16 protein-coding genes are annotated in these 23425 nt (G+C 47.6%); all 16 read right to left on the minus strand.

Translation table 11 applies throughout. The features are described from left to right. Nucleotides 1-19 precede the first annotated feature (19 nt). Nucleotides 20-2041, minus strand: a complete 2022-nt coding sequence (metG, locus tag NST07_RS23750) for a methionine--tRNA ligase (protein ID WP_341379209.1) — start codon at nucleotides 2039-2041, stop codon at nucleotides 20-22. A 359-nt stretch (nucleotides 2042-2400) separates the two neighbouring features. Then, entirely contained in the window at nucleotides 2401-2664 is a 264-nt protein-coding gene (gene yidD / locus NST07_RS23755; RefSeq protein ID WP_341094810.1) for a membrane protein insertion efficiency factor YidD, read from the minus strand. A gap of 2 nt (nucleotides 2665-2666) precedes the next feature. Next, entirely contained in the window at nucleotides 2667-3128 is a 462-nt protein-coding gene (locus NST07_RS23760) for a Fur family transcriptional regulator (RefSeq protein ID WP_341097733.1), read from the minus strand. Nucleotides 3129-3365: 237 nt separating this feature from the next. After that, on the minus strand, nucleotides 3366-5555 hold the full coding sequence (locus NST07_RS23765) for a stalk domain-containing protein (RefSeq protein WP_341094812.1): 2190 nt from the start codon (nucleotides 5553-5555) through the stop codon (nucleotides 3366-3368). 343 nt (nucleotides 5556-5898) lie between these two features. Beyond that, the gene (locus NST07_RS23770) at nucleotides 5899-6681 is read right to left on the minus strand and encodes a response regulator (RefSeq protein WP_341379211.1); all 783 of its coding nucleotides are present in this window, start codon (nucleotides 6679-6681) and stop codon (nucleotides 5899-5901) included. Beyond that, entirely contained in the window at nucleotides 6659-8509 is a 1851-nt protein-coding gene (locus tag NST07_RS23775; protein WP_341094814.1) for a sensor histidine kinase, read from the minus strand. Before NST07_RS23775 ends, NST07_RS23770 begins: the two co-directional genes overlap by 23 nt. 27 nt (nucleotides 8510-8536) lie before the next feature. After that, the gene (locus tag NST07_RS23780) at nucleotides 8537-9364 is read right to left on the minus strand and encodes a carbohydrate ABC transporter permease (RefSeq protein ID WP_038594962.1); all 828 of its coding nucleotides are present in this window, start codon (nucleotides 9362-9364) and stop codon (nucleotides 8537-8539) included. Then, the gene (locus tag NST07_RS23785; protein ID WP_038594963.1) at nucleotides 9364-10248 is read right to left on the minus strand and encodes a sugar ABC transporter permease; all 885 of its coding nucleotides are present in this window, start codon (nucleotides 10246-10248) and stop codon (nucleotides 9364-9366) included. The genes NST07_RS23780 and NST07_RS23785 overlap by 1 nt, the downstream gene beginning before the upstream one ends. 97 nt (nucleotides 10249-10345) lie before the next feature. Continuing rightward, complete coding sequence (locus NST07_RS23790) at nucleotides 10346-11752, minus strand: extracellular solute-binding protein (protein ID WP_342480266.1); 1407 nt, start codon at nucleotides 11750-11752, stop codon at nucleotides 10346-10348. 357 nt (nucleotides 11753-12109) lie between these two features. Continuing rightward, nucleotides 12110-12850: a pyruvate formate-lyase-activating protein gene (pflA, locus tag NST07_RS23795; protein ID WP_342480267.1), complete on the minus strand. Its 741-nt coding sequence runs from the start codon at nucleotides 12848-12850 to the stop codon at nucleotides 12110-12112. A 136-nt stretch (nucleotides 12851-12986) separates the two neighbouring features. Further along, nucleotides 12987-15248, minus strand: a complete 2262-nt coding sequence (pflB, locus tag NST07_RS23800) for a formate C-acetyltransferase (RefSeq protein WP_342436372.1) — start codon at nucleotides 15246-15248, stop codon at nucleotides 12987-12989. 260 nt (nucleotides 15249-15508) lie between these two features. Continuing rightward, on the minus strand, nucleotides 15509-18130 hold the full coding sequence (adhE, locus tag NST07_RS23805) for a bifunctional acetaldehyde-CoA/alcohol dehydrogenase (protein ID WP_342480268.1): 2622 nt from the start codon (nucleotides 18128-18130) through the stop codon (nucleotides 15509-15511). Between the two features lie 442 nt (nucleotides 18131-18572). Next, nucleotides 18573-20045 (minus strand): extracellular solute-binding protein, encoded by a 1473-nt coding sequence (locus tag NST07_RS23810; RefSeq protein ID WP_342480269.1) that lies wholly within the window; start codon nucleotides 20043-20045, stop codon nucleotides 18573-18575. Nucleotides 20046-20179: 134 nt separating this feature from the next. After that, a complete protein-coding gene (locus NST07_RS23815; RefSeq protein WP_342480270.1) occupies nucleotides 20180-21052 on the minus strand; it encodes a carbohydrate ABC transporter permease in 873 nt (290 codons plus the stop codon). 1 nt (nucleotide 21053) lies between these two features. Then, nucleotides 21054-21977: a sugar ABC transporter permease gene (locus tag NST07_RS23820; RefSeq protein ID WP_342480271.1), complete on the minus strand. Its 924-nt coding sequence runs from the start codon at nucleotides 21975-21977 to the stop codon at nucleotides 21054-21056. Nucleotides 21978-22091: 114 nt separating this feature from the next. Further along, nucleotides 22092-23414, minus strand: a complete 1323-nt coding sequence (locus NST07_RS23825) for a response regulator (RefSeq protein ID WP_342480272.1) — start codon at nucleotides 23412-23414, stop codon at nucleotides 22092-22094. Between the last annotated feature and the right edge of the window lie 11 nt (nucleotides 23415-23425).

The following is a 23425-nucleotide window of genomic DNA, read 5'->3' on the forward strand; positions in this document are numbered from 1 at the left end:
ATTTGTTCTGGTTGCCTGCTTACTTCACAATTGCGCCGTTCGGCATGCTGTCCGGTACGGTTGCGATCGTCAGCTTGTCGCCTTTGGAAGCGGCCAGGATCATGCCTTGCGACAGCTCGCCGCGCAGCTTCACCGGCTTCAGGTTGACGATGCAGATTACCTTTTGTCCCACCAGCTCTTCTGGAGTGTAGAACTTGGCAATCCCGGACACCACCTGACGCTGCTCATAACCGAGATCAAGCTGCAGCTTCAACAGCTTGTCTGCCTTCTTCACCGGCTCAGCGGCGATGACCTGGGCCACGCGCAGCTCGGCTTTGGCAAAATCGTCGATGCCGATTTCTTCCTTATGCTCTTCCTCCGGCTCAGCTGCTGCGCCGCTTTCAGCGCCTGCAGGTGCAGGCTCCGCTTCTGCTGCCGCCGGTTTGCCGGCACCCATCGCCTCGGCGATGTAGGCAACCTCTACAGCAACATCGAGGCGCGGGAAGATTGGATCGCCTTTGGCCAGCTTCGTTCCGGCTGGAATGAGGCCGAAGGTTTTGCCGCTGTCCCAGGCTGTCAGCTCACCCGGCTGAATGCCGAGCTGCTCCCAGATTTTCGCCGGTGCGCTGGTCAGGAACGGCTGCAGTAGAATCGAAGCGGTGCGTAGGCCCTCCACAAGATGTCTCATGACGGAAGCCAGCTCGCCGGTTCTGCTCTCATCCTTCGCGAGCACCCAAGGCTGGGTCTCATCAATGTATTTATTCGTACGGCTGATGAATGCCCCGATCGCGGTAAGGGCCACGGAGAATTCCATTTTTTCCATCGCTTCTTCAACTTTGGCATAGGTGCTGCCCGCAGCCGCTTCAAGCTCGCCGTCGAACGCCGTTACCTTGCCTTCGTAAGCCGGAAGTTCACCGCCAAAATATTTCTCAACCATCGCTCCGGTCCGGTTCAGCAGATTGCCAAGGTCATTGGCCAGATCATAGTTGATCCGGTCTACAAAGCTTTCAGGCGTAAAGGTGCCATCCGAGCCAAATGCCACTTCACGCAGCAGATAGTAACGCAGCGCGTCCAATCCGTAGCGGTCGATCAGCGTAACCGGATCCACGACATTACCCTTGGATTTAGACATTTTGCCGTCTTTCATCAGCAGCCAGCCGTGTGCGAACACTTTCTTCGGAAGCGGCTCGCCCAGCGCCATCAGGATGATCGGCCAGTAGATCGTATGGAAACGCACAATTTCCTTACCGACAATATGCACATTCGCAGGCCAGAACTTGTCATACAAGCTGCGGTCCTCGGAACCATAGCCAAGGGCTGTGATATAGTTCGTCAATGCATCAATCCATACATACACGACATGCTTCTCGTCGCCCTTGACCTTAACGCCCCAATCAAAGGTCGTACGGGAGACCGCGAGGTCCTCCAGCCCGGGTTTGATGAAATTGTTGATCATTTCGTTCTTGCGTGATTCCGGCAGGATAAACTCCGGGTTCTCTTCATAATACTTCAGCAGACGGTCAGCATACTTGCTCATGCGGAAGAAATAGCTTGCTTCCTTGACCAATTCGACAGGGTGGCCGCTGTCCGGGCTTTTACCGCCGGTGATGGCACCGTTCGCGTCCCGCTCGATATCCACCAGCTGAGTTTCGGTGTAAAAGGTTTCATCTGGAATACTGTACCAGCCTTCATACTCACCTTTGTAGATGTCGCCCTGCTTCAGCAGGCGGTCAAAGATATCCTGTACCACTTTCTTGTGCCGTTCCTCCGTCGTGCGGATGAAGTCATCGTTGGAAATATCCAGCTTGCGCCACAGATCCTTAATGCCGACGACAATATCGTCAACGAACTGCTGTGGGGTCTTGCCAGCTTCAGCAGCCTTTCGTTCAATCTTCTGCCCATGCTCATCCGTACCGGTAAGATAACGGACCTCATAGCCACGCAGGCGCTTGTAGCGGGCCATAGCATCTCCAGCTACCGTAGAGTAAGCATGCCCGATATGCAGCTTGTCACTCGGATAATAAATCGGTGTAGTCAGGTAAAAAGTTTTCTTATCGCTCATTTCATGTCATCCTTTCGTCTTGGCAAACACAATAAACACAAAAAACTCCCGCCCCTTTATGGGGCGAGAGTATACTCACGCGATACCACCCAAAGTTCCCTGGTTCTTCACAGAACACAGGCTTCGCCAGTTCCCTTCCGGAACTGTCCATTAACGCTGGAACACGCTGCTATCTTACTTAAGCCGCGACAATCGGCTCCAGCTCGAACACAGTTCCTCCCGGACCATATTCAATCCGCGTACCATACCGGCTCCCAGCTGTTCTTCCCGGCTCTCTGTAATGGTCGTCCCGATCTACTCATCCGTTCCTCGGAAATTAATGTTATTATCCAAAATATACCCAAAATGCAGGCGTCATGTCAAGTCGTGGGAGCTGCTTCGTCCCCGGCAGAGTGTTCTTTGCACGGCGGTACCGGGTCCAGTCCCCCGGGATGGAAGGGATGGCATTTGCCAATTCGCTTCGCGGCAAGCCACGAACCCTTGAGCGGGCCATGGATTTCGATTGCTTCCAGCGCGTAGGCTGAGCAAGTCGGATAAAAGCGGCAGGTCGCCGGTTTAAGCGGCGAAATAAATTTGCGGTACACGCGGATTGGGGCCTGGATCGTTCTGCGTATAATAGGCATAATCAGTGCCCTTCTTTGCCGTGCGCTGCAAGTCCCGTCTCTTCTTCACGGTTCTGTTCACAATCCTTGCAGTAACCGAACACCTCAAATTTATGCTTGACCACCCGGAACTGATCCGGAGTATCCGTTAAATTCATCGGGCAGAATTGAATCGGGTAAGTCTTCATGCATTGAAGGCAAATCATATGGTGATGGTGGTGATCCTGATTGCAGCTGCCTTTGAACTTGACGCCATCCTCAAAGACCACCTGCTCCAGCACACCCAGCTCCTCCATGACACGCAGGTTGCGGTAAACTGTATCAAAGCTGAGCCCGCTGTACTTGCGGCCCATATGCTCATAAACATCCTTCGCCGACAAATATCCCGTATTCTCGCCGAATAACCTGGCAAGCGTTTTGCGCTGATCGGTGATTCGCAGTCCCTGCCCCGACATGGCTTCCAGTATTTGTTCTGTCGACAGCATTCGCTCATCTCCCATAACAAAGGTCATTTGTATTGCACTCTCTTTATAATGCCCCAAAACAAATGCCCCGTCAATGAAACGTGCCACCCAAGACTTGCTTGCTGGAAGACTTCAGATCCAATGACCCTATATTTGACACAAAAAAAGCTACCCTTCCTTGATGGAAGCGGCAGCCTTTTTTTGTGGATTGGAATGTCCGTTGCCGGACATTCCAGTATTACTTAAGTACTTCCCTGTTTATTTCTTCGGAGGAAGTGGTGTGAACAGGAAGTTGACCGACAGGTTACTGCCGGAAGCCGGAGTAAACAGGATCTCTACTGGACCTTCATAATCACCGGTCCGGTACACAACGCTGTTCAAATCGGAACTACCCAGACTTTTCTCGTTTGGCACCTGTACGACTTGATTGCCGTTAACAAGAACGGTGCCCATATAGTTTCCTCCACGCGGGTTAAAGGTAATCAGCGTATTGGCCGCTACCCGCTCCAGCCTGATTTTGTACAGTACACCGAAGTTCCCCAGATTGGTTTCCTGGAGGCCTGTCAGGGCATCGAGGCCGAGCAAGTTCGGATCATTGTTATTATCGCCGATCACGAGTCTGGCTGGAGAGGTTCCCACCAAATCCGAAACGTTAATGAGACGAGTAGAATCCGGATAGGTACCACGATTATGCACTCCGTCACGCGGCAAGATAGGCGTCAAAGGCAGTGAAGAAATCGGCTCTTTATTCGCATCAATCATCATTACGGAATAGGTAACTGCTAAATCACTATACATATCAGCTTGCATCGAGACGTTATCATTTGGCTTCATGGCTATAGTGTTCAGTTCCGTAAGAATCGATACGCTTTGTCCTGGCTGGATTACCGTTTGCTTGTACGAGCTCCCGTTCAGCATCGACTCCCAGTACCGTGTTACAGATTTCTGTCCGGTAAGCTCTGCAAATGAGCTAGGACCGCCAAATCCCGAATATTGGGTTGTAATTGTCGCAGGATACATATTGTCATTTGTGGCAATCACATATACCTTGGTGTTGATCGACAAATTATTCTTATGGTGAATCAGGAAACGTGTTGCACCTGTAGCCGTTTCACGGTACAGAACACCCTCGCTGAACACAGTTTCCGGGCTGTTGCTGCGGATCAGGGTAAACGGCTCGGAAGACGTGGCGTAATTTAGATTCGGCCAAGTAGGGACCGGGGTGCCGTCAAATTTGAATGCTGTACCAGGTACCGCGAACAGGCGGTTAAAATCCTCTTCATTATACAGCTGTTCTTCCGTAATAATAATTGTTTTCTCAAACGTATTGACGGCTCCATGGGAATCCGTAGCAGTCAGGCTGATGACTTTTGGACCGGGTGTAAAGAACGCCTGGGCTTTATTGGTCCATGTTACTGTAATCGTGTCGCCGTCTGGATCACTGCTGTTATCCGTATAAGTGATCGGTTCACCCATTTTGTACTGTTCCTTGTCGGTGACGAAATTTGCCACCGGCGCTTCATTCGGCTTCAGAACATTGATGGTCGCAGTGTACGGATCACTCGTGCGTCCATTGGCATCCACAACGGAATAAGTAACGGTATAAATACCGGGTTCATCATAATAGTCCCGCTTGTCTCCACTCCATATATCACTAACGATAGGTGTATTATTCGGTGAACTGCTGGAGGTCACAAAGTTGACCATGGTTTGACCGGCATAAATTTCAGTAGGTTGAACGGTAAAAGAAGCCTTAGGCTTTGTGGAAAGCGTAAGAATTACACGTTTCCCAGCAGTATCCAATACATAATTTAATTTCAGTGCCGATGTAATGGAGGTCAAAGGAATCATAAACGTTCCTTTGTACTGGTAGGTTGCACCCTTCATTGTAGACTTCTTGCCATTGACTGTATAGGTTTTGCTGTTCAGCTTAAAGCGCATTACATCGCTGCCTTTTGTAACTACGGTTTCCTTGGCCTTGGAATCATAAGTAACCTGCAGTCCTACACGTTCCACCATCGCCCGGATAGAGACGTAGGACACGCCGTTCTTGACTGCCATCGGCTGATTGGCCAAATATAACACACCGTTTACGTACATTTTGTTGCTGTTCAACATCAGCACAAGCTGGTCATCGCCTGTAGCTGATAGCATTTGCGGATCCATACCGTTCGTCTGCATGTACGTTTGACCGGTAACCGTTGCAGGCGGCAACGGTGTTGCCGTAGGCTCTGCAGACGGAGTCGGTGATGCTGTACCGTCCAACAATCCGCCTGACGACGGGTCAGTAGATAGGGGTACAGATGATGCAGACGGTGTTGGTGTCGCCTCTGCGGTACTCACGTTACTCGGTGAAGTGGTGCTGACGGGTGCGGCAAAAGCCGGTACTGCTGCGGCAACCTGTGCAATGGCCAAAACAGCAGCTAATGATAATTTCTTAAAATTCATGATATGACTCCTTCTACTCCCAGTTGTAGTATATAAGGCCTGCAGTTCTCTCTCTGTAATCCTTATATTCCCCGCAAAACGCATGATGCCCCCAAAGGGACAAGCAGGCAAAATTTTGCCACATGCTTTTTACAAAACATAGTATTAGACGCAGTAAGCCCTTAAAAGTTTCATTAAATGTAAAGAAAGATCAAAATCCATTTTTAACCTGTGAGAAATTACAAACAAAAAAGACGATTTGCCTTCACGTTCAAGGTTAATCGCCTTTTATAGTTATTTACAATGCCGGTTTCCTCTTACATTACTTGCGCCAGGCCTTACACTCGCCCTGACAGCAACACAATTACACTTCCCTGGATTGATCACGGTACTCCTTGGGGGACATCCCTGTCTGCTTCTGAAACACTTTAGTAAAATAACGCCGCTCCTGATAACCTACTCCGGAGCTAATCGCCGTGATGCTCTTGTCGCTGCTCGCCAGCATGAACTTGGCGGCTTCAATCCGCTGCTGAGTCACATATTCCACAAAGGTCATCGCAAAGCGGTTCTTGAACAACAGGCAGAAGTAGCTGCCGCTGATACCTATCTTGTTCGCGACTTCCTCTATGCCCAGATCATAATGCAGCCGCTCCGAAATATATTGTACTGCCAGATTCATCAACTGATCCGGTGTTTTTTTGACAGAATCGTCGGCTGCAGGCACTTCCTGAAACAGCGGAATGCTGTTGTACAGCTTATCCTTGTACTGCCTGCTGCGGATTTGCGTACCGATCTCCCGCACCTTGTTGCCAAGCTCCTCATAATGAATCGGCTTGCAGATATATTCCTTTACACCAAGGCGTATGGCTTCCCGGGCGTAATTAAATTCCTGGTAACCACTAAGCAGCAGTACCTCGCTCTCCAGTCCCATCTCCCGCAGCTTGCCGATGAACGTCAAGCCGTCCATCACCGGCATGCGGATATCGCATAGCACAAGGTCAGGCGCGTTCTCCTCGGCAATTCGTAAGGCTTCCATGCCGCTGCGGGCCATGCCGGCAACTTCCATCCCCATCTCCTGCCATGGCAGCACCTTGTTGAGATTGTTCAGTATAGGGGCTTCATCGTCAACCAATAATACTTTTAGCATAATGATCTTCTCCCTGCCCGTATTTAGGTATGACACAATGAATGATTGTTCCTTCACCGGGACTGGCACAGATGAATATCCCGTATCGGTCGCCGTATTCAATCCGGATACGGTCGGCCACACTGCGCACCCCAAGACCACGCCGCTCCGGATGAATGCCATGCTCCTGGTTCTGTCCCGCCTGCTCCGCAGATTCATGGATCATATACTGGAACATCGAGAGCTGGGCCGGAGTCATCCCGATTCCGTTATCCTCAATCTGCAGGATCAAGTTGCCGCGGTCTTCCCAGCCCTTTACAGTCACCTTGCCCTTGTATCCGATCCCCTCAAACCCGTGCTGGATACTGTTCTCCACCAGCGGCTGCAGTGTCAGCTTGAGGATACCGCAGCCCATAAGCCCTTCGGGGATGTCTATTTCATAATCAAATACATCCTCGAAGCGGAATTTCTGGATATCGAGATAATTGCGCAGGTGGGTGACTTCTTCTTCCAGTGTGATTTCATCCCTGTCCTGAATGCTGATCCGCAGAATGCTGGCTAGCCGGTAGACCATCTCGCTAACCTTGCGGCCTTCATTCTGTACAGCAAGCACATTGATCGACTCCAGCGTGTTGAACAGGAAATGCGGCTTGATCTGTGCCTGCAGAACCCGCATCTCAGCCTGATTCTTCCGCCTTTGCTCCAGATGAATCCGATTAAACAAGCCGTTGATTTTATCCATCAAATCGTTAAAGCCCTTCGCAAGCAATGTCATCTCGTCATTGCCCTTTTCCTCAACCCTTGAAGTAAGATCGCCATCCTCCACCCGCCGCATAAAGCGGACAATAACAGCAATCCCGCCCGTTATCCGGTTCATAAAGAACAAATTAAAGATGACGGCAGCCAGGAAGCAGAGAAAGATAACCCCGACAAACCAGCGGGCGAACACTGTAACCTCCCGTGACAATGAACCCCACGAGGTGATAGAAACGAGGCTCCATGGATATTCTTTCAAATGATAGACGGACAGAATACTTTTCTCCCCGTCGAACTGGGTTTTGAAGCTTTGAAAACCTTCCTTGAAGGTAATATTTTTCGCCGTAAACGACTGGAAATCCTGTCCGTCCAGCTTGCGGTCCGGATCCAGCAGAATCATTCCGTCATCGTTCACCAGCATGAAAGAGACCTTCTGGTTACTGTCCCCAATCTTCAAATTCCGGAATATGGATTCGAACTCCCAGTTCTTAATCTGCACGACCAGAATGCCGATGTCCTCAAAGAAGCTAAGCTCCTTCACTAGCCGGATCTGTGTGAACACTGCTTCTGTTCCTGTCAGTTCCGGATATTCATGCGGTGCCAGCCATTTCGGCACACCATTGAGCTTCATGACCTCCTGATAGAGAGCACTTCCTTTGAATTTATCGTAAGGGAGTGTGCGGAAATTTTCCTTGTTGAATACCGATACGATCTCCGAGCTGCCTTTACCGTTAAAATTGTACAGAAAGGCATAGCTGATCGAAGGGTGATTATACAGCAGACTACGGAAATTTCGCTGGCTGGCATTCAGGCTCAGCTGCTCAGCATCAGTCAGATCCTGTTTCGAAGGATCATCCGCGCTGAGCGCCATATGAAACACCGAGGTAGCAATTCCGTTGTCTGTCACGTTGTTCATGTCCTTAAAGACGCTGGAGATGCTGTAGCTGATCGCTTTAAGTGAATACTCGGACTGCTGGCTGTATTTCTTCTCAATTGAATTATAAGTAACGAAGAACATAATCATGCCAAGAATAAACAAGGGGATGATAATCAGGCCCAAAAATGCCGTAAATAATTTATAGCGCAAATTCATCGGCAGTGCTCCTGACTGTGAATAAGGTTATCCTTTTACGCTGCCTGCTGTTACGCCTTCAATAATTTTCTCCTGCAAAATGGCGTAAATAATAATGACCGGCAGCACACTGTAGACAATGCCTGCAGACATTTGCGCATAATTCATCTGATACTGATCGCGGAATTGGACCATTCCCACCGGAAGTGTGCGCAGCTCGTCATTCGAAAGAAAATAGTTAGCCAGCAAAAATTCATTCCAATTTCCCAGGAAATTAACAATGAATACTGTAACCATGGCGGGAACCGTCAGAGGTACAATAATTCTAGCAAAGATACCGGGAGCCTTCAAGCCATCCATAACTGCCGCTTCTTCAATTTCACTGGGCAACGAACGCATAAATGCGGCCAAAATAATAATCGTAAACGGTATTGCATTGGCAATATAAGGGATGATCAATGCCCAATGTGTATTCAGAATGTGCAGTTTGCGCACAATCGTATAAATCGGCAGCATCAGCGCATTGTTAGGAATAAGCATTCCAACCAGTACAAGCGAGAACAGGATACCGTTCCATTTGCCCTGCCGCATCCGTGTGACTGCAAAGGCAAACATCGACGCCAGCAAAATAGAAACAACGGAAGCCAACACTGAAATGTACAAGCTGTTAAAGAAGTAAGTGCTGATCTTGGCATTGACCCAGGCCTCCACATAGTTGGAGAAGGCAAATTCCTTCGGAATGCCAAATGGATTCAGGGCGATCGCGTTGTTGTCTTTCTTTACTGAAGAGAACAGGACGAACAGGAAAGGAAAAAGAATAACAAGCAGATATGACAACAGCACAACATGCGGCAGACTCTTTTTTAGGCGTGGCATCAGTATTCAATCCTTTCATTGCGCCGGGCAAACAGCAGATGATACAGCGCCGTAACCACAAGCGTGAATGCAAAGATCAGAACTGCGATGGCATTGCCGTAGCCGTATTTAAAATTGGTGATCGCGTATTTTATCATATAAGTTGCCATGACCTCAGTCGATCCAGCCGGGCCGCCTTTCGTCATCACGATGACGATATCCGCAGCCTTCATTGCACCAGCGATGGAGAGCATAATAACTACGGAAATGATCGGCACAATCAGCGGCAGTGTGATGCGTGTGGCACGCTGAAAGCCGGTAGCGCCGTCAATGGCCGCAGCTTCATCCAGTTCACTAGGAATGGATAGAATAGCCGCCAGCACCATAACAATGTAGAATCCGGTCCACTGCCAGGCATTCGTGATCAGAATGGACAGCATGGCAAACCGCTCATCCGACAGCCAGTACACCGGCTCAATGCCAACGAGACCAATCAGCTTATTAAAGAGACCAATATTGGGCTCATAAATAAATCCCCACAGAATGCCGATTACCGCAGTAGACATTATAGAAGGCATAAATACGGCTGTCTTGTAGAGTCCTTTCAGTTTCTTAACGTTGGCAATCAAAAGTGAAAAGAATACGATCAGGGGAACCTGCACGCACACGGAGAACAGGATAAACCAGCCGTTATTCTTCACCGAAACCCAGAAGCGTTCATCTCCAAGCGCTTTTTTGAAGTTAGTGAGGCCGGTGAATTTAACCGTATCCGATACTCCGTTCCAACTGGTGAAGCTGTAATAAAGTGAGCTGAAGATCGGATATATAAAGAACATGAAGAACAATACAAGTGCAGGAATAACAAACAGGATAAAGACCAATGGATTTCTGAGTGATTTATTCATGACTACCTCCGATTGCTTATACTATCTGGGAGCGATTAGGGCAGATTTTAAAAATGTACCCTGGAGCAAGCACCAGGGTACATAGAATTTACCGTTCCTATTCCACTGCTGCGTTAGCTTCTTCTTGAACTTTTTGCAGCGCCTCGCCCATTTTTTCAGGTGTTGTCTGTCCGCCGATCAGCTTCTGAATTTGAATGTTGCTGATCTCGGTGGTGACATCCGCTTGAACCAGAGAGTCAAAGGCAGGGAATGAAGACTGGGAATTATTCAGTACCGCTACGATTTCACTCATCAGATCATCGGTAATATTCTCGTTCAGGATTTTCTGATCAATCTTCATGGCCGGCAGCACTCCGTCCTCTACCAGACCGCGAAGCTGCATTTCTTCATTGTACATATTCTTGATAAAAGATTTCACTGCAGCCAGCTGACGCTCGTCATCTGCCGCTGAAGCCGAGAACCCGTAACCGTTGTTCACATCGCGCATCAGTGCCGTTTGGTCGCCTACCCCGCCGTCAACCGCCGGGATATTGAAGAATCCAACCTTGCCGATCAGACCTTCACCGGATTGTCCTGCTTTGAATACAGAGGATTTCCAAGTCCCATCATAGAGCAGAATGGCTTCGCCACTAGTGAACTGGGTGGTATACTCAGCATATTCGAAACCAAGCTCGCCTTTTTTGAAGTAGCCTTTATCTACCCATTCCTTGTATTTCGCAAAACCTTTCACTACATTAGCATCGCTCCATTTGGCTTCACCAGTCGCGAATTTAGCCGTTACATCCGGTCCGGCATAACGTGACCAGAGGTGGTTGGCCAGCATCAGTGGCACCCAGCCAGCCTTGGATGCGCCAGCCAGTGGTACTTTGCCATCAGCCTTAATATCGGCCAGTTGCTTCTCAAGCTCAGCAAAGGTCTTCGGAGCTTCCCAGCCCTTGCTGCCATAGTATTCTTTATTATAGAAGAAACCTTCACCGGAACCGCCGATTGGCAATCCGTAAATTTTGCCTTCATAAGTAAATGGATCAAGATTCGAGAACTTGTCTTTAATGCCCAATTCTTCGAGGATCGGGGTCAGGTCAAGCAATTTTCCTTCTTTGGCGTATATTTTGGAGTCAGGGCTCCCAAAGAGATCGAACACTGCCGGAGGATTGCCGGCGGCCATTTCACCGCGCAGCTTCTCTTTGCGGTTCACATCCGAATCTACACCATCCAGTTTGAATGTCAGGCCCGGCACTTCACTCTGAACCTTGCCTACCACATCCTCCAGAATAGCAAGACGTTTCTGCTTATCAGCACCAACCTGCGTATGACGGATCGTCATTTCGAATGGCTCAGCGCTGGCAGGCTCATCAGTGGCAGCAGCATTGGTTGCAGCAGCTGAATTGCTTGGTGCTGCAGTTTCTCCATTGTTGCTTGCCTTATTATTGTTGCCTCCACAGCCAGCCAGCAAAGCAGAAGAGACAAAAACCAGGGACAACAGCATAGTCATACTTTTTCTCATTACGGGTGACCCTCCCTATTTATTAATTTCCCTTACAACTCTTATTATAAAAAACAGTGTGTGTAATCGTAAGGTTAAGATTCATCTACTATAGGGATAAAATACTCTAATGTAAGCGAATACACCTCTAATCAGTCACATACCACGTTATTTATAGTTACATATACTGAAAAATAATTCCATAGAGAATAAACCTTGCGTCATTAAACCTCTACACAAAATCACTATTCCTGCAAAATAGTCCCTTAATATGCTGAAACATAACATGCCTTCTGGATCATTAAAAAGCAAAAAAGCCGTTTCCGCAGTACATAAGCTACTGCAAGATACGGCTTCGGCTTCCTATAATAAGTATCATCACTTAACAAGTGCTGTCTCGTTGCGTCCTTCTTCAATCAGCCGGTAAGCGCGCTGCACTTCTTCTTCGGTCGGTGAGGGTACCCCTTCTAGCTCATAGGGACGGCCAAGTTCTTGCCATTTATAAATCCCCATTTGGTGATAAGGCAGGATTTCAAACTTCTCTACCCCATTAAGCGTTCCAATGAATCGGCCGAGATTCAGTAAATCCTCTTCCTTATTATGGATGCCAGGAACGTACACGTGGCGGATCCACATTTTACGGTTATGATCCGACAACCAGCGGGCCAGCTTCAATGTACGATCATTCGATTTACCGGTCAGCTTAATATGCGCTTCATCATCGATATGCTTGAGATCGAGCAGCACAAGATCAGTAACATCCAGCAAATCGCTGATCTTCGAACCATCATTATAGCCATTTGTATCCAGTGTGGTGTGCAGATTCCAGCGCTGTTTCACTTCAGTGAACAGTTGTTTGACAAAATGCGCCTGCAGCGTTGGTTCGCCGCCGGATACAGTAAGCCCGCCACCTGAAGACTTATAATAATTCAGGTAAGGTTCGATTTCCGCCAGCACTTCCTCGATGCTCATTTCTCTGCCTTCATTAAGCCCCCAGGTATCCGGGTTATGACAATACTGGCATTTCAATAAGCAGCCCTGCATAAATAGAACAAAACGGATACCAGGCCCGTCTACGGTCCCGAACGTTTCTAAGGAATGTATATGTCCATTAGCCATATGATGACTTCCTTTCGAAAAGAACTTAAAATTTTAATTAATTTTTAGCAAGATTTTACCGCCCCCTGAATCAAGGGCGGTATCACCTCACTCCTATTACATCTTATACAAGAACTGTATTACACAGTTAATTTAATTACATTGTACCGTGGAATGTACGGTTGATAACATCCAACTGTTGTTCACGGGTCAGCTTGATGAAGTTAACAGCATAGCCGGATACACGAATGGTCAATTGAGGATAGTTCTCCGGATGATCCATAGCATCGATCAGTTGTTCACGGTTAAACACGTTAACGTTCAAATGCTGAGCGTTGTTGTGGAAGTATCCGTCCATCATGAATACCAGGTTGGACTTACGGGACTCTTCGTCTTTACCCAGCGCCTTAGGAACGATGGAGAACGTGTTGGAAATACCGTCTTGTGCCTCGGAATACGGAAGTTTGGCAACAGAGTTCAAGGAAGCCAGTGCGCCTTTCTTGTCGCGTCCGTGCATTGGGTTAGCACCTGGAGCGAACGGTTCACCTTTCTTACGTCCGTCAGGAGTAGTACCAGTCTTCTTACCGTAAACTACGTTCGAAGTAATGGTCAATACCGATTGAGTCGGCATAGCATCACGGTAAGTTTTGTGTTTGCGGATCATCGACATGAAGGTTTCAACCAGTTCAACCGCGATGTTGTCAACAGCATCGTCGTTGTTGCCGTAGCAAGGGAATTCACCTTCGGTTTCAAAGTCGATGGCGATGCCTTGTTCGTTGCGGATCGGTTTAACCTTTGCAAATTTAATTGCGCTCAGGGAGTCAGCAGCAACGGACAGGCCGGCGATACCGCAAGCCATCGTACGCAGAATGTCACGGTCATGCAGCGCCATTTCGATGCGTTCGTAGGAATATTTGTCATGCATGTAGTGAATGATGTTCAAGGTGTTGACATAAGTCTTAGCCAGCCACTCCATCATCGGTTTGAAGCGTTTCATTACTTCGTTGTAATCCAGATATTCGGAAGTGATCGCAGGGAATTCAGGTCCAACTTGTACGCCTGATTTCTCGTCTACACCACCATTGATCGCGTACAGCAAAGCTTTCGCCAGGTTGGCGCGGGCGCCGAAGAACTGCATTTGTTTACCGATGCGCATTGGGGATACGCAGCAAGCAATTGCGTAATCTTCACCCCAATATGGACGCATTACATCGTCATTCTCATATTGGATAGCGCTGGTTTCGATGGAAACCTTGGCACAATATTTTTTGAAGCCTTCAGGCAGTCTTTCGGACCACAGAACCGTCAAGTTAGGCTCTGGAGCAGGTCCCAGGTTGTACAGGGTATGCAAGAAGCGGAAGCTGTTCTTAGTTACGCGTGTTGTTCCGTCTTCAGCCATACCACCGATGGATTCCGTTACCCAAGTAGGGTCGCCGGAGAACAGTTCATTATAGTCAGGCGTACGCAGGAATTTCACAATACGCAGTTTCATTACGAAATGGTCAACGATCTCTTGTGCTTGTTCTTCAGTAAGTGTACCTTCTTCAAAATCGCGCTGTGCATAGATGTCGAGGAAGGAGGATACACGTCCCAGGGACATTGCAGCACCGTTTTGCTCTTTTACTGCTGCCAGATAACCGAAGTATACCCATTGAGTAGCTTCTTTGAAGTTGTTCGCCGGTTTGGAAATATCAAGACCGTGAGCGGCAGCCATTTCTTTCAGCTCGCCCAGAGCACGGATTTGTTCCGACAGCTCTTCGCGCAACCGGATTACTTCTTCAGTCATGGAATCAACTTCAAGCTCGGTTTGTTGTTGTTTCTTGTCTTTGATCAGGAAGTCGATACCGTATAGAGCAATACGGCGGTAGTCACCGATAATACGTCCGCGGCCGTAAGCATCAGGAAGACCTGTAATAACGCCGGATTTACGTACTGCTCTCATGTCAGGTGTATATGCATCAAACACGCCTTGGTTATGCGTTTTGCGGATATTCGTAAACATTTCGACAATGTTGTTCGGAAGCTCGAAGCCATAAGCTTTGGTGGCATCGATCATCATCTTAATACCGCCGAACGGTTGAATAGAACGTCTAAAAGGAGCATCAGTCTGTACGCCTACAATTTGTTCCTTGTCCTTGTCGATGTAGCCTGGCTTGTGGGAAGTGATGGTGGAGACAGTATCCAGGGAAACGTCCCATACGCCGCCTCTTTCTCTTTCTTCCTTGCTCAGCTGGGAGATAATCTTCCACAGTTCAGTAGTGTTGCTGGTAGGACCCACGAGGAAATCTTCGTTTCCTTCATAAGGCTTGATGTTCTTGGAAATAAATTCGTTAACGTCGACTTTTCTGGCCCATTTACCTTTTGTAAAACTTCTCCAACTTGACTTCACTTCTTGTACATCTTTTTCAATCACCGACATGCTAAATCCCTCCATTTATATTTATTATATTTGTAGAGATCGCGGGCTTGAAGGTTAATCCCGTGTCTCGTGATCCCAAAGATATGGTTGTAATTAAATTCACAATCGCGTCTTCATAACTGGGACCGTTCTTTATATAAACATTTTAGTTTATTTTCTGAAAAAGGACTGTGACAAATATCACCTTTCCGGTGATATTTGTCACTCCCATTCCCTTCCATATCAACCTATAACCTTATCCTTTGCTAAGCAATCACCAATTAGTTGTCGAATCTTCCGTAGAATGCGTTGCGGTATACATCAGCAAGTTCAGTAACCAGCGGCAGTTTAGGGTTGGCAGTAGTACATTGGTCTTCAAATGCACGGTCAGCCAGATAGTCTACGCGGGATTCGAAATCCTTAGGATCAAAGCCGAGTTGTTGGAACGACTCTTCAATGCCCAATTTTTTGTTCATGTCGCGGATTGCATTGATCAGGCTGGTTACGCCTTCTTCGGTAGTGCGTGCAGGCAATCCCAGAATACGGGCGATTTCTGCATAACGTTCGTCAGCTACAAAGTGCGAGTATTTAGGGAACGCAGCAAACTTCGTTGGTTTCTTGGCATTGTAACGGATAACGTGTGGCATCAGGATGGCATTGGTACGTCCATGAGCCGTGTGGTATTGACCGCCCCATTTGTGCGCCAAGCTGTGGTTGATGCCCAGGAATGCATTAGCAAATGCCATACCAGCCAGCGTCGATGCGTTGTGCATTTTTTCGCGGGCAAGTTTGTCGCCTTCAAGTGCGGATTTCTCCAGGTATTGGAATACCAGCTGGATGGCTTTGATAGCCAGACCATCGGTGTAGTCACTTGCCATAACGGAAACATAAGCTTCAATCGCATGTGTCAATACGTCCATACCTGTATCAGCAACAGCAGTCTTAGGCAAGCTATATACAAACTCAGGGTCAATGATCGCTACGTCCGGAGTCAGCTCATAGTCTGCAAGCGGATATTTAGTATTATTTGCAGTAGTTTTGTCAGTAATAACCGCGAAAGAGGTTACTTCCGAACCTGTACCCGATGTTGTTGGAATAGCTACAAATTTCGCTTTGTTGCCGAGCTTAGGGAATTTGTATACCCGTTTGCGGATATCCATGAACTTTTGTTTCAGACCGTTAAAGTCAGCATCCGGGTGTTCATAGAACAGCCACATTCCTTTTGCAGCATCCATTGGGGAACCGCCGCCGAGTGCGATGATGCAGTCCGGTTGGAATCTGTTCATCATAGCTGTACCTTTTTCCACGGTAGTTGTCGATGGATCCGGTTCAACTTCCGAGAACACTTCGATCGCTACAGGGGTCTGGCGTTGACGCAGGTAGTGCTCTACTCTTTCTACATAACCCAGTTTAACCATCATAGGGTCAGTGATAATTGCTACGCGGGTAATATCAGGCATTTTGGCCAGGTATTGAGTGGCTCCCTTTTCGAAATAAATCTTATCAGGCACCTTAAACCATTGCATATTCACGGTACGACGGTTCACCCTTTTCACATTGATCAGATTGATGGCAGTTACGTTTTGCGATACCGAGTTGCGTCCATAAGATCCGCAGCCCAGAGTCAACGAAGCGATATTGGTATTGTAAATGTCGCCGATGGCGCCATGTGTTGAAGGCGAGTTAACAAGAATACGTCCAGTTTGCAGACGGTTCGAGAACTTCATGATAACTTCTTCATTGTTGGAATGGATAGCCGAGCTGTGTCCCATGCCGCCGAATTCAACGACTTGAGCTGCGCGTTCAATCCCTTGGTCAGCGTTCTTAACCTTGTAGCAAGCCAGAACCGGGCTAAGTTTCTCAGCGGACAGCGGGTACTTGGTGCCTACGCCTTCGAGTTCAGCTACCAGAATCTTCGTTCCGGCAGGAACCTGGATACCGCACATTTCAGCGATCTTCACAGCGGATTGACCTACGATTGCCGGGTTAACCGCACATTTTTCTACATTCATTGCGCCGTTAGTCAGCTTAGCAGCTTCTTCTTTATTTACAAAGTAGCAGCCATTTGCGATCATTTTCTTTTTCACTTGGTCAAAAATCGCTTCTTCAATAATAACAGCCTGCTCGGAAGCACAAATCATACCATTGTCGAAAGTCTTAGAAAGAATAAGGTCGGTAACCGCTTGGTCGATATCAGCACTTTTCTCAATGAAGGCAGGTACGTTACCAGGGCCTACGCCGAGAGCCGGTTTACCGCAGCTGTATGCCGCTTTAACCATTGCAGATCCGCCTGTTGCCAGGATAAGAGCGACGTCCGGATTGTTCATCAATGCGTTTGTTTTGTCCATTGTCGGAAGCTCAATCCATTGGATACAGTTCTCAGGAGCGCCTGCTTTCACAGCTGCATCATGAAGAATTTTTGCTGCTGCGGCACTACATTCTTGCGCTGATGGATGGAAACCGAATATAATAGGGTTACGTGTCTTAGCGGCAATCAGTGCTTTAAACATCGTTGTGGATGTTGGGTTGGTTACCGGTGTGATACCCATTACGATTCCGACCGGCTCGGCAATTTTTTGGAAGCTGTCATATTTATTATCTTCAACGACGCCTACTGTTTTGTCGTATTTAATTCCGTGCCAGATATATTCAGTTGAGAAGATGTTCTTCGTAATTTTGTCTTCGTATACACCGCGTCCTGTTTCTTCTACAGCCAATTTTGCCAGGTACATATGCTTGTCGAGCCCAGCCAATGCCATTGCATGAACGATTGTGTTAACTTGCTCTTGATCCAGGGCCATGTATGCTTCTTGAGCTTTCTTTGCTTTATCCACCAAAATCTGAATATACTCTTCAGCGGTGGTTTGTTTCACTTGGGCGGCGACTTCGTTTTTAACTGCCATCTCCCTCGTCCTCCTGTCAATTTTTAGTTGTTTTTCTCTACACGTTTATCTTATCACATCCTCTCCAACATTTAAAGTGAAATCTTTCACAAAGTATAAAGTTTTTTTTGATTTGTTTTCAAAGCGCTTTCATTTAATCATATTCAGGTATTATTTCCATTTTATATGGTAAAATTCGTTTATATTTGTCCAATCTGCGAACAGCAAAATAAGGACTCTAACCGTATGAACCCGTTATAGGGCTTCATAAAACATTTTTTTGCTATTTATTGCTAATTACATCTATATTTCTTTATCTCATTCCTCCCGCCTTATCCTTGATTTCCTCCTCCCTCACCTAACCTTTGGAGAACTATTTACAGCAAAAAGACAGGGGAACAACGTCCCCTGCCTCTTCCGCTTTTTACATTTCATTTATAAAAATTCCCATTTTATAAACTTCCTACTCTACTTTAATAGTATCAAAGAATTTCTCCTGCACAGTTTTAGCAGCAGTATCTAGCTGTGCTTTGGAGTCGGTTCCTTTTTTGGAGAACAGCTCCTGAATCACATTGGACAGGGTTGCATAATAATCTTGAGTATTGTACTGTGCTTCCGGTTTGCCGTCCAAGAGGGCCATAATATCCGGGTTATATTGGTACACGATATCGGAATACTTGTCATATACCGCCTTTGTCTTCTTGCCGAACTCGGAATCTGCAGCATAGTAGTCCAGAAGCGGCGGGATGAAGTATTTGCCGTCCGCTTTACGCTGCTGCAGAATAGCGTCGAGCGCATCAAGTCCTTTATCTGAGAAATAATCAAAGGTAATGTAACGGAACGCCATCTCCTGCTCGTCTTTTGTAGCGTTAGGATTGATGACCAGATAGTCTCCGCCAAGTACTCCGGTATGCTTGCCGCCTTTTTCAAAAGCAGGCATCGGATAGGTCAGCACATCTGCAGGCTTCAATCCCCCTTGGTTCAGCGCTTGCTCAATAACTCCGTCGGAACCCGCCATTACCATGGCCGTACGTCCTTGTTGGAATGCACCTACAGCATCACCCCAGCCAAGTGCCCAATCCTGAGGAATGGCTTCTGCTTCCCATCTCAGCTTCTTGTAGAAGTCCAGCGCTTTCACACCTGCATCGGAGTTGAAGGTTGCAACAACCTTGCCGCCTTCAACTTTTTGAATTTCTCCGCCCGCTTCGAACAGGAAGTTGGTCCAGTTCCAGCCTGCTTCATTGCCTTTGCCCATAGGGGCAATACCGGAAATTCCTTTTTTGGCATCTGCTGCACCTTTGGCTGTATTTAGCATATCATCCCAGGTCCAATCCATTGCAGGCACCGCTACACCTTTGTCATCTAGCATTTTTTTATTGATCATTGTCGTGGTAACATAACCCTTCTGTGTTACCCCATAGACTTTACCGTCAATAATGAACTGGTTTTGCAGCACCGGATTGATCTGATCCTTGTATTCATATTTGTTCCAAAGATCGGTAATATCGGCAACCCAGCCTTTTTCAATCAGGAATTTGGCTTCTGTAGCATAAGTGTTGAAGAAGGTCGGCGCTTCATTCGCAGCCATCTTCACACCGATTTCACTTACGTTGTACTGCCAGTCGTCTTTAACGATCTCGACGTTCGGATACTCTGCCTGGAAGCGTTTGATCCGGTCATCTTCCTGTGCCCTCATTTCTGTCAAGTCCGGCGTAGGATAGTGAATTTTGATCGTTACTTTTCTCTGAGTGATATCATCCACGGGCGCATCCGTTGGAGCAGCAGTTTTATCCGCTGTATCAGTAGTAGCTGCCGGTGAAGCTTCCCCTCCCTTATTCCCCTGTGCATTTCCGTTGTTGTTATTGTTGCCGCCGCAGGCGGATAACAACGAGCCGGTCACAAGAAGACAGGCTAAAACGCTGGAATATTTACGCATTGAAACTCCCCTTTTCAATTCATACTTAGCTAACAAAATCATCATAAAAGAGAAATCGCTTACAAACGAGGTGTATTTATATTCTTTATGTGTGCATGTTTACGATCTCTGCATAGAAGAAGTCATATTCTGATTCAGCCCTTAACCGCTGACAGCGCGACCCCGCGCATAATAAATCTCTGAAAAATCAGGAAGACCAAAATTGGCGGCAGCGAGACTAGAAAAAGAATAGCGAACTTGATATTAGTATTGAGCGCCTTGACGTTGATCACATATTTATAGATCGATGTCGCAAGTGTATATTTGTCCTCACTATGCATGACGAGCGATGGCCAGAACCAGTCATTCCAGGCTGTCGAGAAGATAAAGATCGCCAGTGTGGCGAAGATTGGAATGGACAATGGTACGGCGATTGAGAAGAAGCTTCGCGGTTCCGAGGCACCATCAATCCGCGCAGCTTCAAAAATCTCAGGATGGAGCCCGTCAAAAAAGTTCTTCAGGAGCAGGAAATAAAACGTATTCGCCCCGGCAGGAAGCCAGAAAGCTGCATACTGGTTCAGGAGTCCGAGTTCCTTAAGATTGACAAAGTTCGGGATCATATAGCTGGTCGCCGGAATAAACAGCGTCATCAGGAAGAAGAAATAGAAAACTCTCTTGAACGGCACATTCATCCGCGAGATACTGAAAGAAGCAAGACCGAGCACAACCAGGGTCATAATCATATTCCCGACAAAAATATAAATCGTGTTCCTGAGGAATTTCAGCAGGTCAATGTAATCCAGCGCATCTTTCAGGTTGGCGAAATGCCATTCCTGGGGGACAAAATGCGGCGGGAACGAGTTGACCTCCTGATTGGATTTCAGGCCGTTGAACATCGTCATCAGGATGGGATACAGCATGGTAAAGATCATAATTAGAATGAAAAACACCATAATTCCGTAGACGATTTTGTTGCTTGTTTTCTTCAAATCATGTTCGGAAAGAATCCCTCTCTCTGCGCTCTTCATCTTAATTGTCCTCCTTATTCAGCTTGAACTGTAAAATGCCCAAACCGCCGAGGACAACAAACATCAGCATGCCCAGTGCAGTCGCGGTTCCATAATCCAGTCTGGTAAATGCATACTTCACAATTAGCAGAGCATAGGTCAGCGTCGTCTTATTGGGTCCGCCGTCAAGCAATGCCAGCTGTGATTGGTATCCCTGGGAAGTCGCGATGACCTGCAGGATCAGCATCAGGATAATCAGATTGCGCAGTGAAGGAAGTGTGATATGGCGGATACGGGCCCAGACACCGGCACCGTCAATTTCCGCAGCTTCATACCAGTCGCGTGGAATACTGAGCACGGCTGCCAGATAAATCAGCATCCCGGAGCCGAACTGCTGCCAGGTTTCCATGAACACCAGTGAGATCATCGACCACCTGCTGTCCGTCAGAAACGGGATCTGATCTGCACCCATCGTGCCCAGCAAGGCATTGATCGGGCCCACGGGATCATACAGCCATCTCCACAGCCCATATAGCACTACGGCCGGCATAACATAAGGCAGATAAGCCGCAACGCGTACAAAACCGCCGAATTTTCTAAGTTCCGAGATAGCAATAGCAAAAGCAATCGGTACCCAAAAGCCTATAACCAGACAGAGTCCCATATAGTAGACTGTATTTTTGACGGCAATCAGAACATCAGGGTCCGTGAGGGCTCTCGCATAATTGTCCATGCCGGCAAAGGTATTGCCTTTAACAAAATCTACAGTATAGAAGCTGTACAAAAATCCTTTAAAAATAGGTACCCACATAAACATGATAAAGATGATGATTGCTGGCAGGAGGAACATATAGCCCCAAAAGTTTTTTTTCCAGCGGTTCTGTTTGTACGGTTTGTTCTCGAGCTTCGCCGGCAGCTCCTCGTGTAACGCAGCGGTCTGGTTCATCTAGCTCCCTCATTCCTTTCGTCTTCAGCACTTTGACAAAGTGCTTCCTACCTTAATTGTAGGAAAGGCGGGGGAGGCTGAACATGTCTATATCTACCGAAGTAGTAAGCGTTCTTACTTCTTCAATTCACTAGGGCTGATTCCATAATATTTTTTGAAAATCTTGCTGAAATGCTCCGGTGATTCGTAGCCGACCCGCTCGGCAATCTCATAACGGCGCAGGTCCGTATGCAGAATCATCTCCCGGCTGTCCTCCATCCGCAGCTTAATAACATATTCCCACAGGTTATGGCCCGTATTTTTTTTGAACAGATAGCTTAAATAATTGGGGCTGACATGATTTTTTTTGGCTACCTCGTGAATGGTCAAGCCCTTCTGGGCGTAATTCCCGTCGATATATTCCTTGGCCCTCTGCACGATCAGATTGCTGCGTGTATGCAGTTCCTCTGCAGAGGGGTCAGCGGTATAATTGTTCCAATTGAAATCTCCGTAGTAGAACACATAATGATCGTTATGTTCCTTGTTCCACAGAATAGCCTTGGAAGCCTGACGGTTCAGCACCTCCATGAACGACAATCCCTTGAGAATCTGACTGATCCCGATCACCACGTTCAGATGCAGATATTTATGGATATTAAAATGCAGACTGCGGCCGAGCATATCCAGCCTGCCCACCTGGCCTGCCGCCGATTCCTCGTAGCTTTTCTCATCCCACTGGATGATAACGGTAATTTCTTCCCCGGGAGAATAAAAAGCGATGGAGTTCCACTCCTGATCCAGCAGCTCTTTGGCGATGTTAAGCACACCGTAAAGCAGCAAGCCGCTATCGCGGGCATTGTACTTCTTGCCCAGTCCTACTCCCGGAAGCTTGAGCTTGATGACCGAGAAATAAGGCCCCTTCATCTGCAGTTCATCCAGATTGCGCATCCCTTCCTCATTGCCTAACACAATGCCCGGATCAGCGAGCAGCGCATTCAATAGCTGGCTGTATGCCGGAAGCGGCTCCTCAAGCCGGAAGCTGTCGCCGATACCGCTCATTAAAGTCGCCAGCTCCGGTGATGGCTTATCCATCTTGAGCAGCACATTGCGTACCGAGTCGAGAAACTGCTCACTGTTCAGCGGTTTAATCAAATAATCCTTAGCTCCCAGCCTTACGGCCATTTGGGCATATTGAAAGGTTTCATGGGCAGAAATGATGATGGTCTGCACCCAGGGTTTCGCCAGCTTCGCATGCTGCATCAGTTCAATGCCGCTCATCGCTCCCATCTGGATATCGGTAACAAGCAGATCAATCTCTTCCATGCGGACGCAATCCAGCGCCTCATAACCGCTGCCCGCGGTATAGATATGACCGATATCCAGCCCAGAGGAAGCAAGCAGGCTGCTAAGTCCTTTGCAAATGAGCGGTTCATCGTCCACAACCAAAATATTGAACATATGCAGATTCC

It is taken from the genome of Paenibacillus sp. FSL L8-0340, from assembly GCF_038593145.1.
Lineage (GTDB): Bacteria > Bacillota > Bacilli > Paenibacillales > Paenibacillaceae > Paenibacillus_AQ.

Excerpts from the sequence above, each read along its gene's own strand:
- yidD (WP_341094810.1), bottom strand. The coding sequence starts at position 2,664 with ATGCCTATTATACGCAGAACGATCCAGGCCCCAATCCGCGTGTACCGC.
- NST07_RS23765 (WP_341094812.1), bottom strand. The coding sequence starts at position 5,555 with ATGAATTTTAAGAAATTATCATTAGCTGCTGTTTTGGCCATTGCACAG.
- NST07_RS23780 (WP_038594962.1), bottom strand. The coding sequence starts at position 9,364 with ATGCCACGCCTAAAAAAGAGTCTGCCGCATGTTGTGCTGTTGTCATAT.
- NST07_RS23770 (WP_341379211.1), bottom strand. The coding sequence starts at position 6,681 with ATGCTAAAAGTATTATTGGTTGACGATGAAGCCCCTATACTGAACAAT.
- NST07_RS23790 (WP_342480266.1), bottom strand. The coding sequence starts at position 11,752 with ATGAGAAAAAGTATGACTATGCTGTTGTCCCTGGTTTTTGTCTCTTCT.
- pflB (WP_342436372.1), bottom strand. The coding sequence starts at position 15,248 with ATGTCGGTGATTGAAAAAGATGTACAAGAAGTGAAGTCAAGTTGGAGA.
- pflA (WP_342480267.1), bottom strand. The coding sequence starts at position 12,850 with ATGGCTAATGGACATATACATTCCTTAGAAACGTTCGGGACCGTAGAC.
- adhE (WP_342480268.1), bottom strand. The coding sequence starts at position 18,130 with ATGGCAGTTAAAAACGAAGTCGCCGCCCAAGTGAAACAAACCACCGCT.
- NST07_RS23820 (WP_342480271.1), bottom strand. The coding sequence starts at position 21,977 with ATGAACCAGACCGCTGCGTTACACGAGGAGCTGCCGGCGAAGCTCGAG.
- NST07_RS23775 (WP_341094814.1), bottom strand. The coding sequence starts at position 8,509 with ATGAATTTGCGCTATAAATTATTTACGGCATTTTTGGGCCTGATTATC.
- NST07_RS23815 (WP_342480270.1), bottom strand. The coding sequence starts at position 21,052 with ATGAAGAGCGCAGAGAGAGGGATTCTTTCCGAACATGATTTGAAGAAA.
- metG (WP_341379209.1), bottom strand. The coding sequence starts at position 2,041 with ATGAGCGATAAGAAAACTTTTTACCTGACTACACCGATTTATTATCCG.
- NST07_RS23810 (WP_342480269.1), bottom strand. The coding sequence starts at position 20,045 with ATGCGTAAATATTCCAGCGTTTTAGCCTGTCTTCTTGTGACCGGCTCG.
- NST07_RS23785 (WP_038594963.1), bottom strand. The coding sequence starts at position 10,248 with ATGAATAAATCACTCAGAAATCCATTGGTCTTTATCCTGTTTGTTATT.
- NST07_RS23760 (WP_341097733.1), bottom strand. The coding sequence starts at position 3,128 with ATGCTGTCGACAGAACAAATACTGGAAGCCATGTCGGGGCAGGGACTG.
- NST07_RS23825 (WP_342480272.1), bottom strand. The coding sequence starts at position 23,414 with ATGTTCAATATTTTGGTTGTGGACGATGAACCGCTCATTTGCAAAGGA.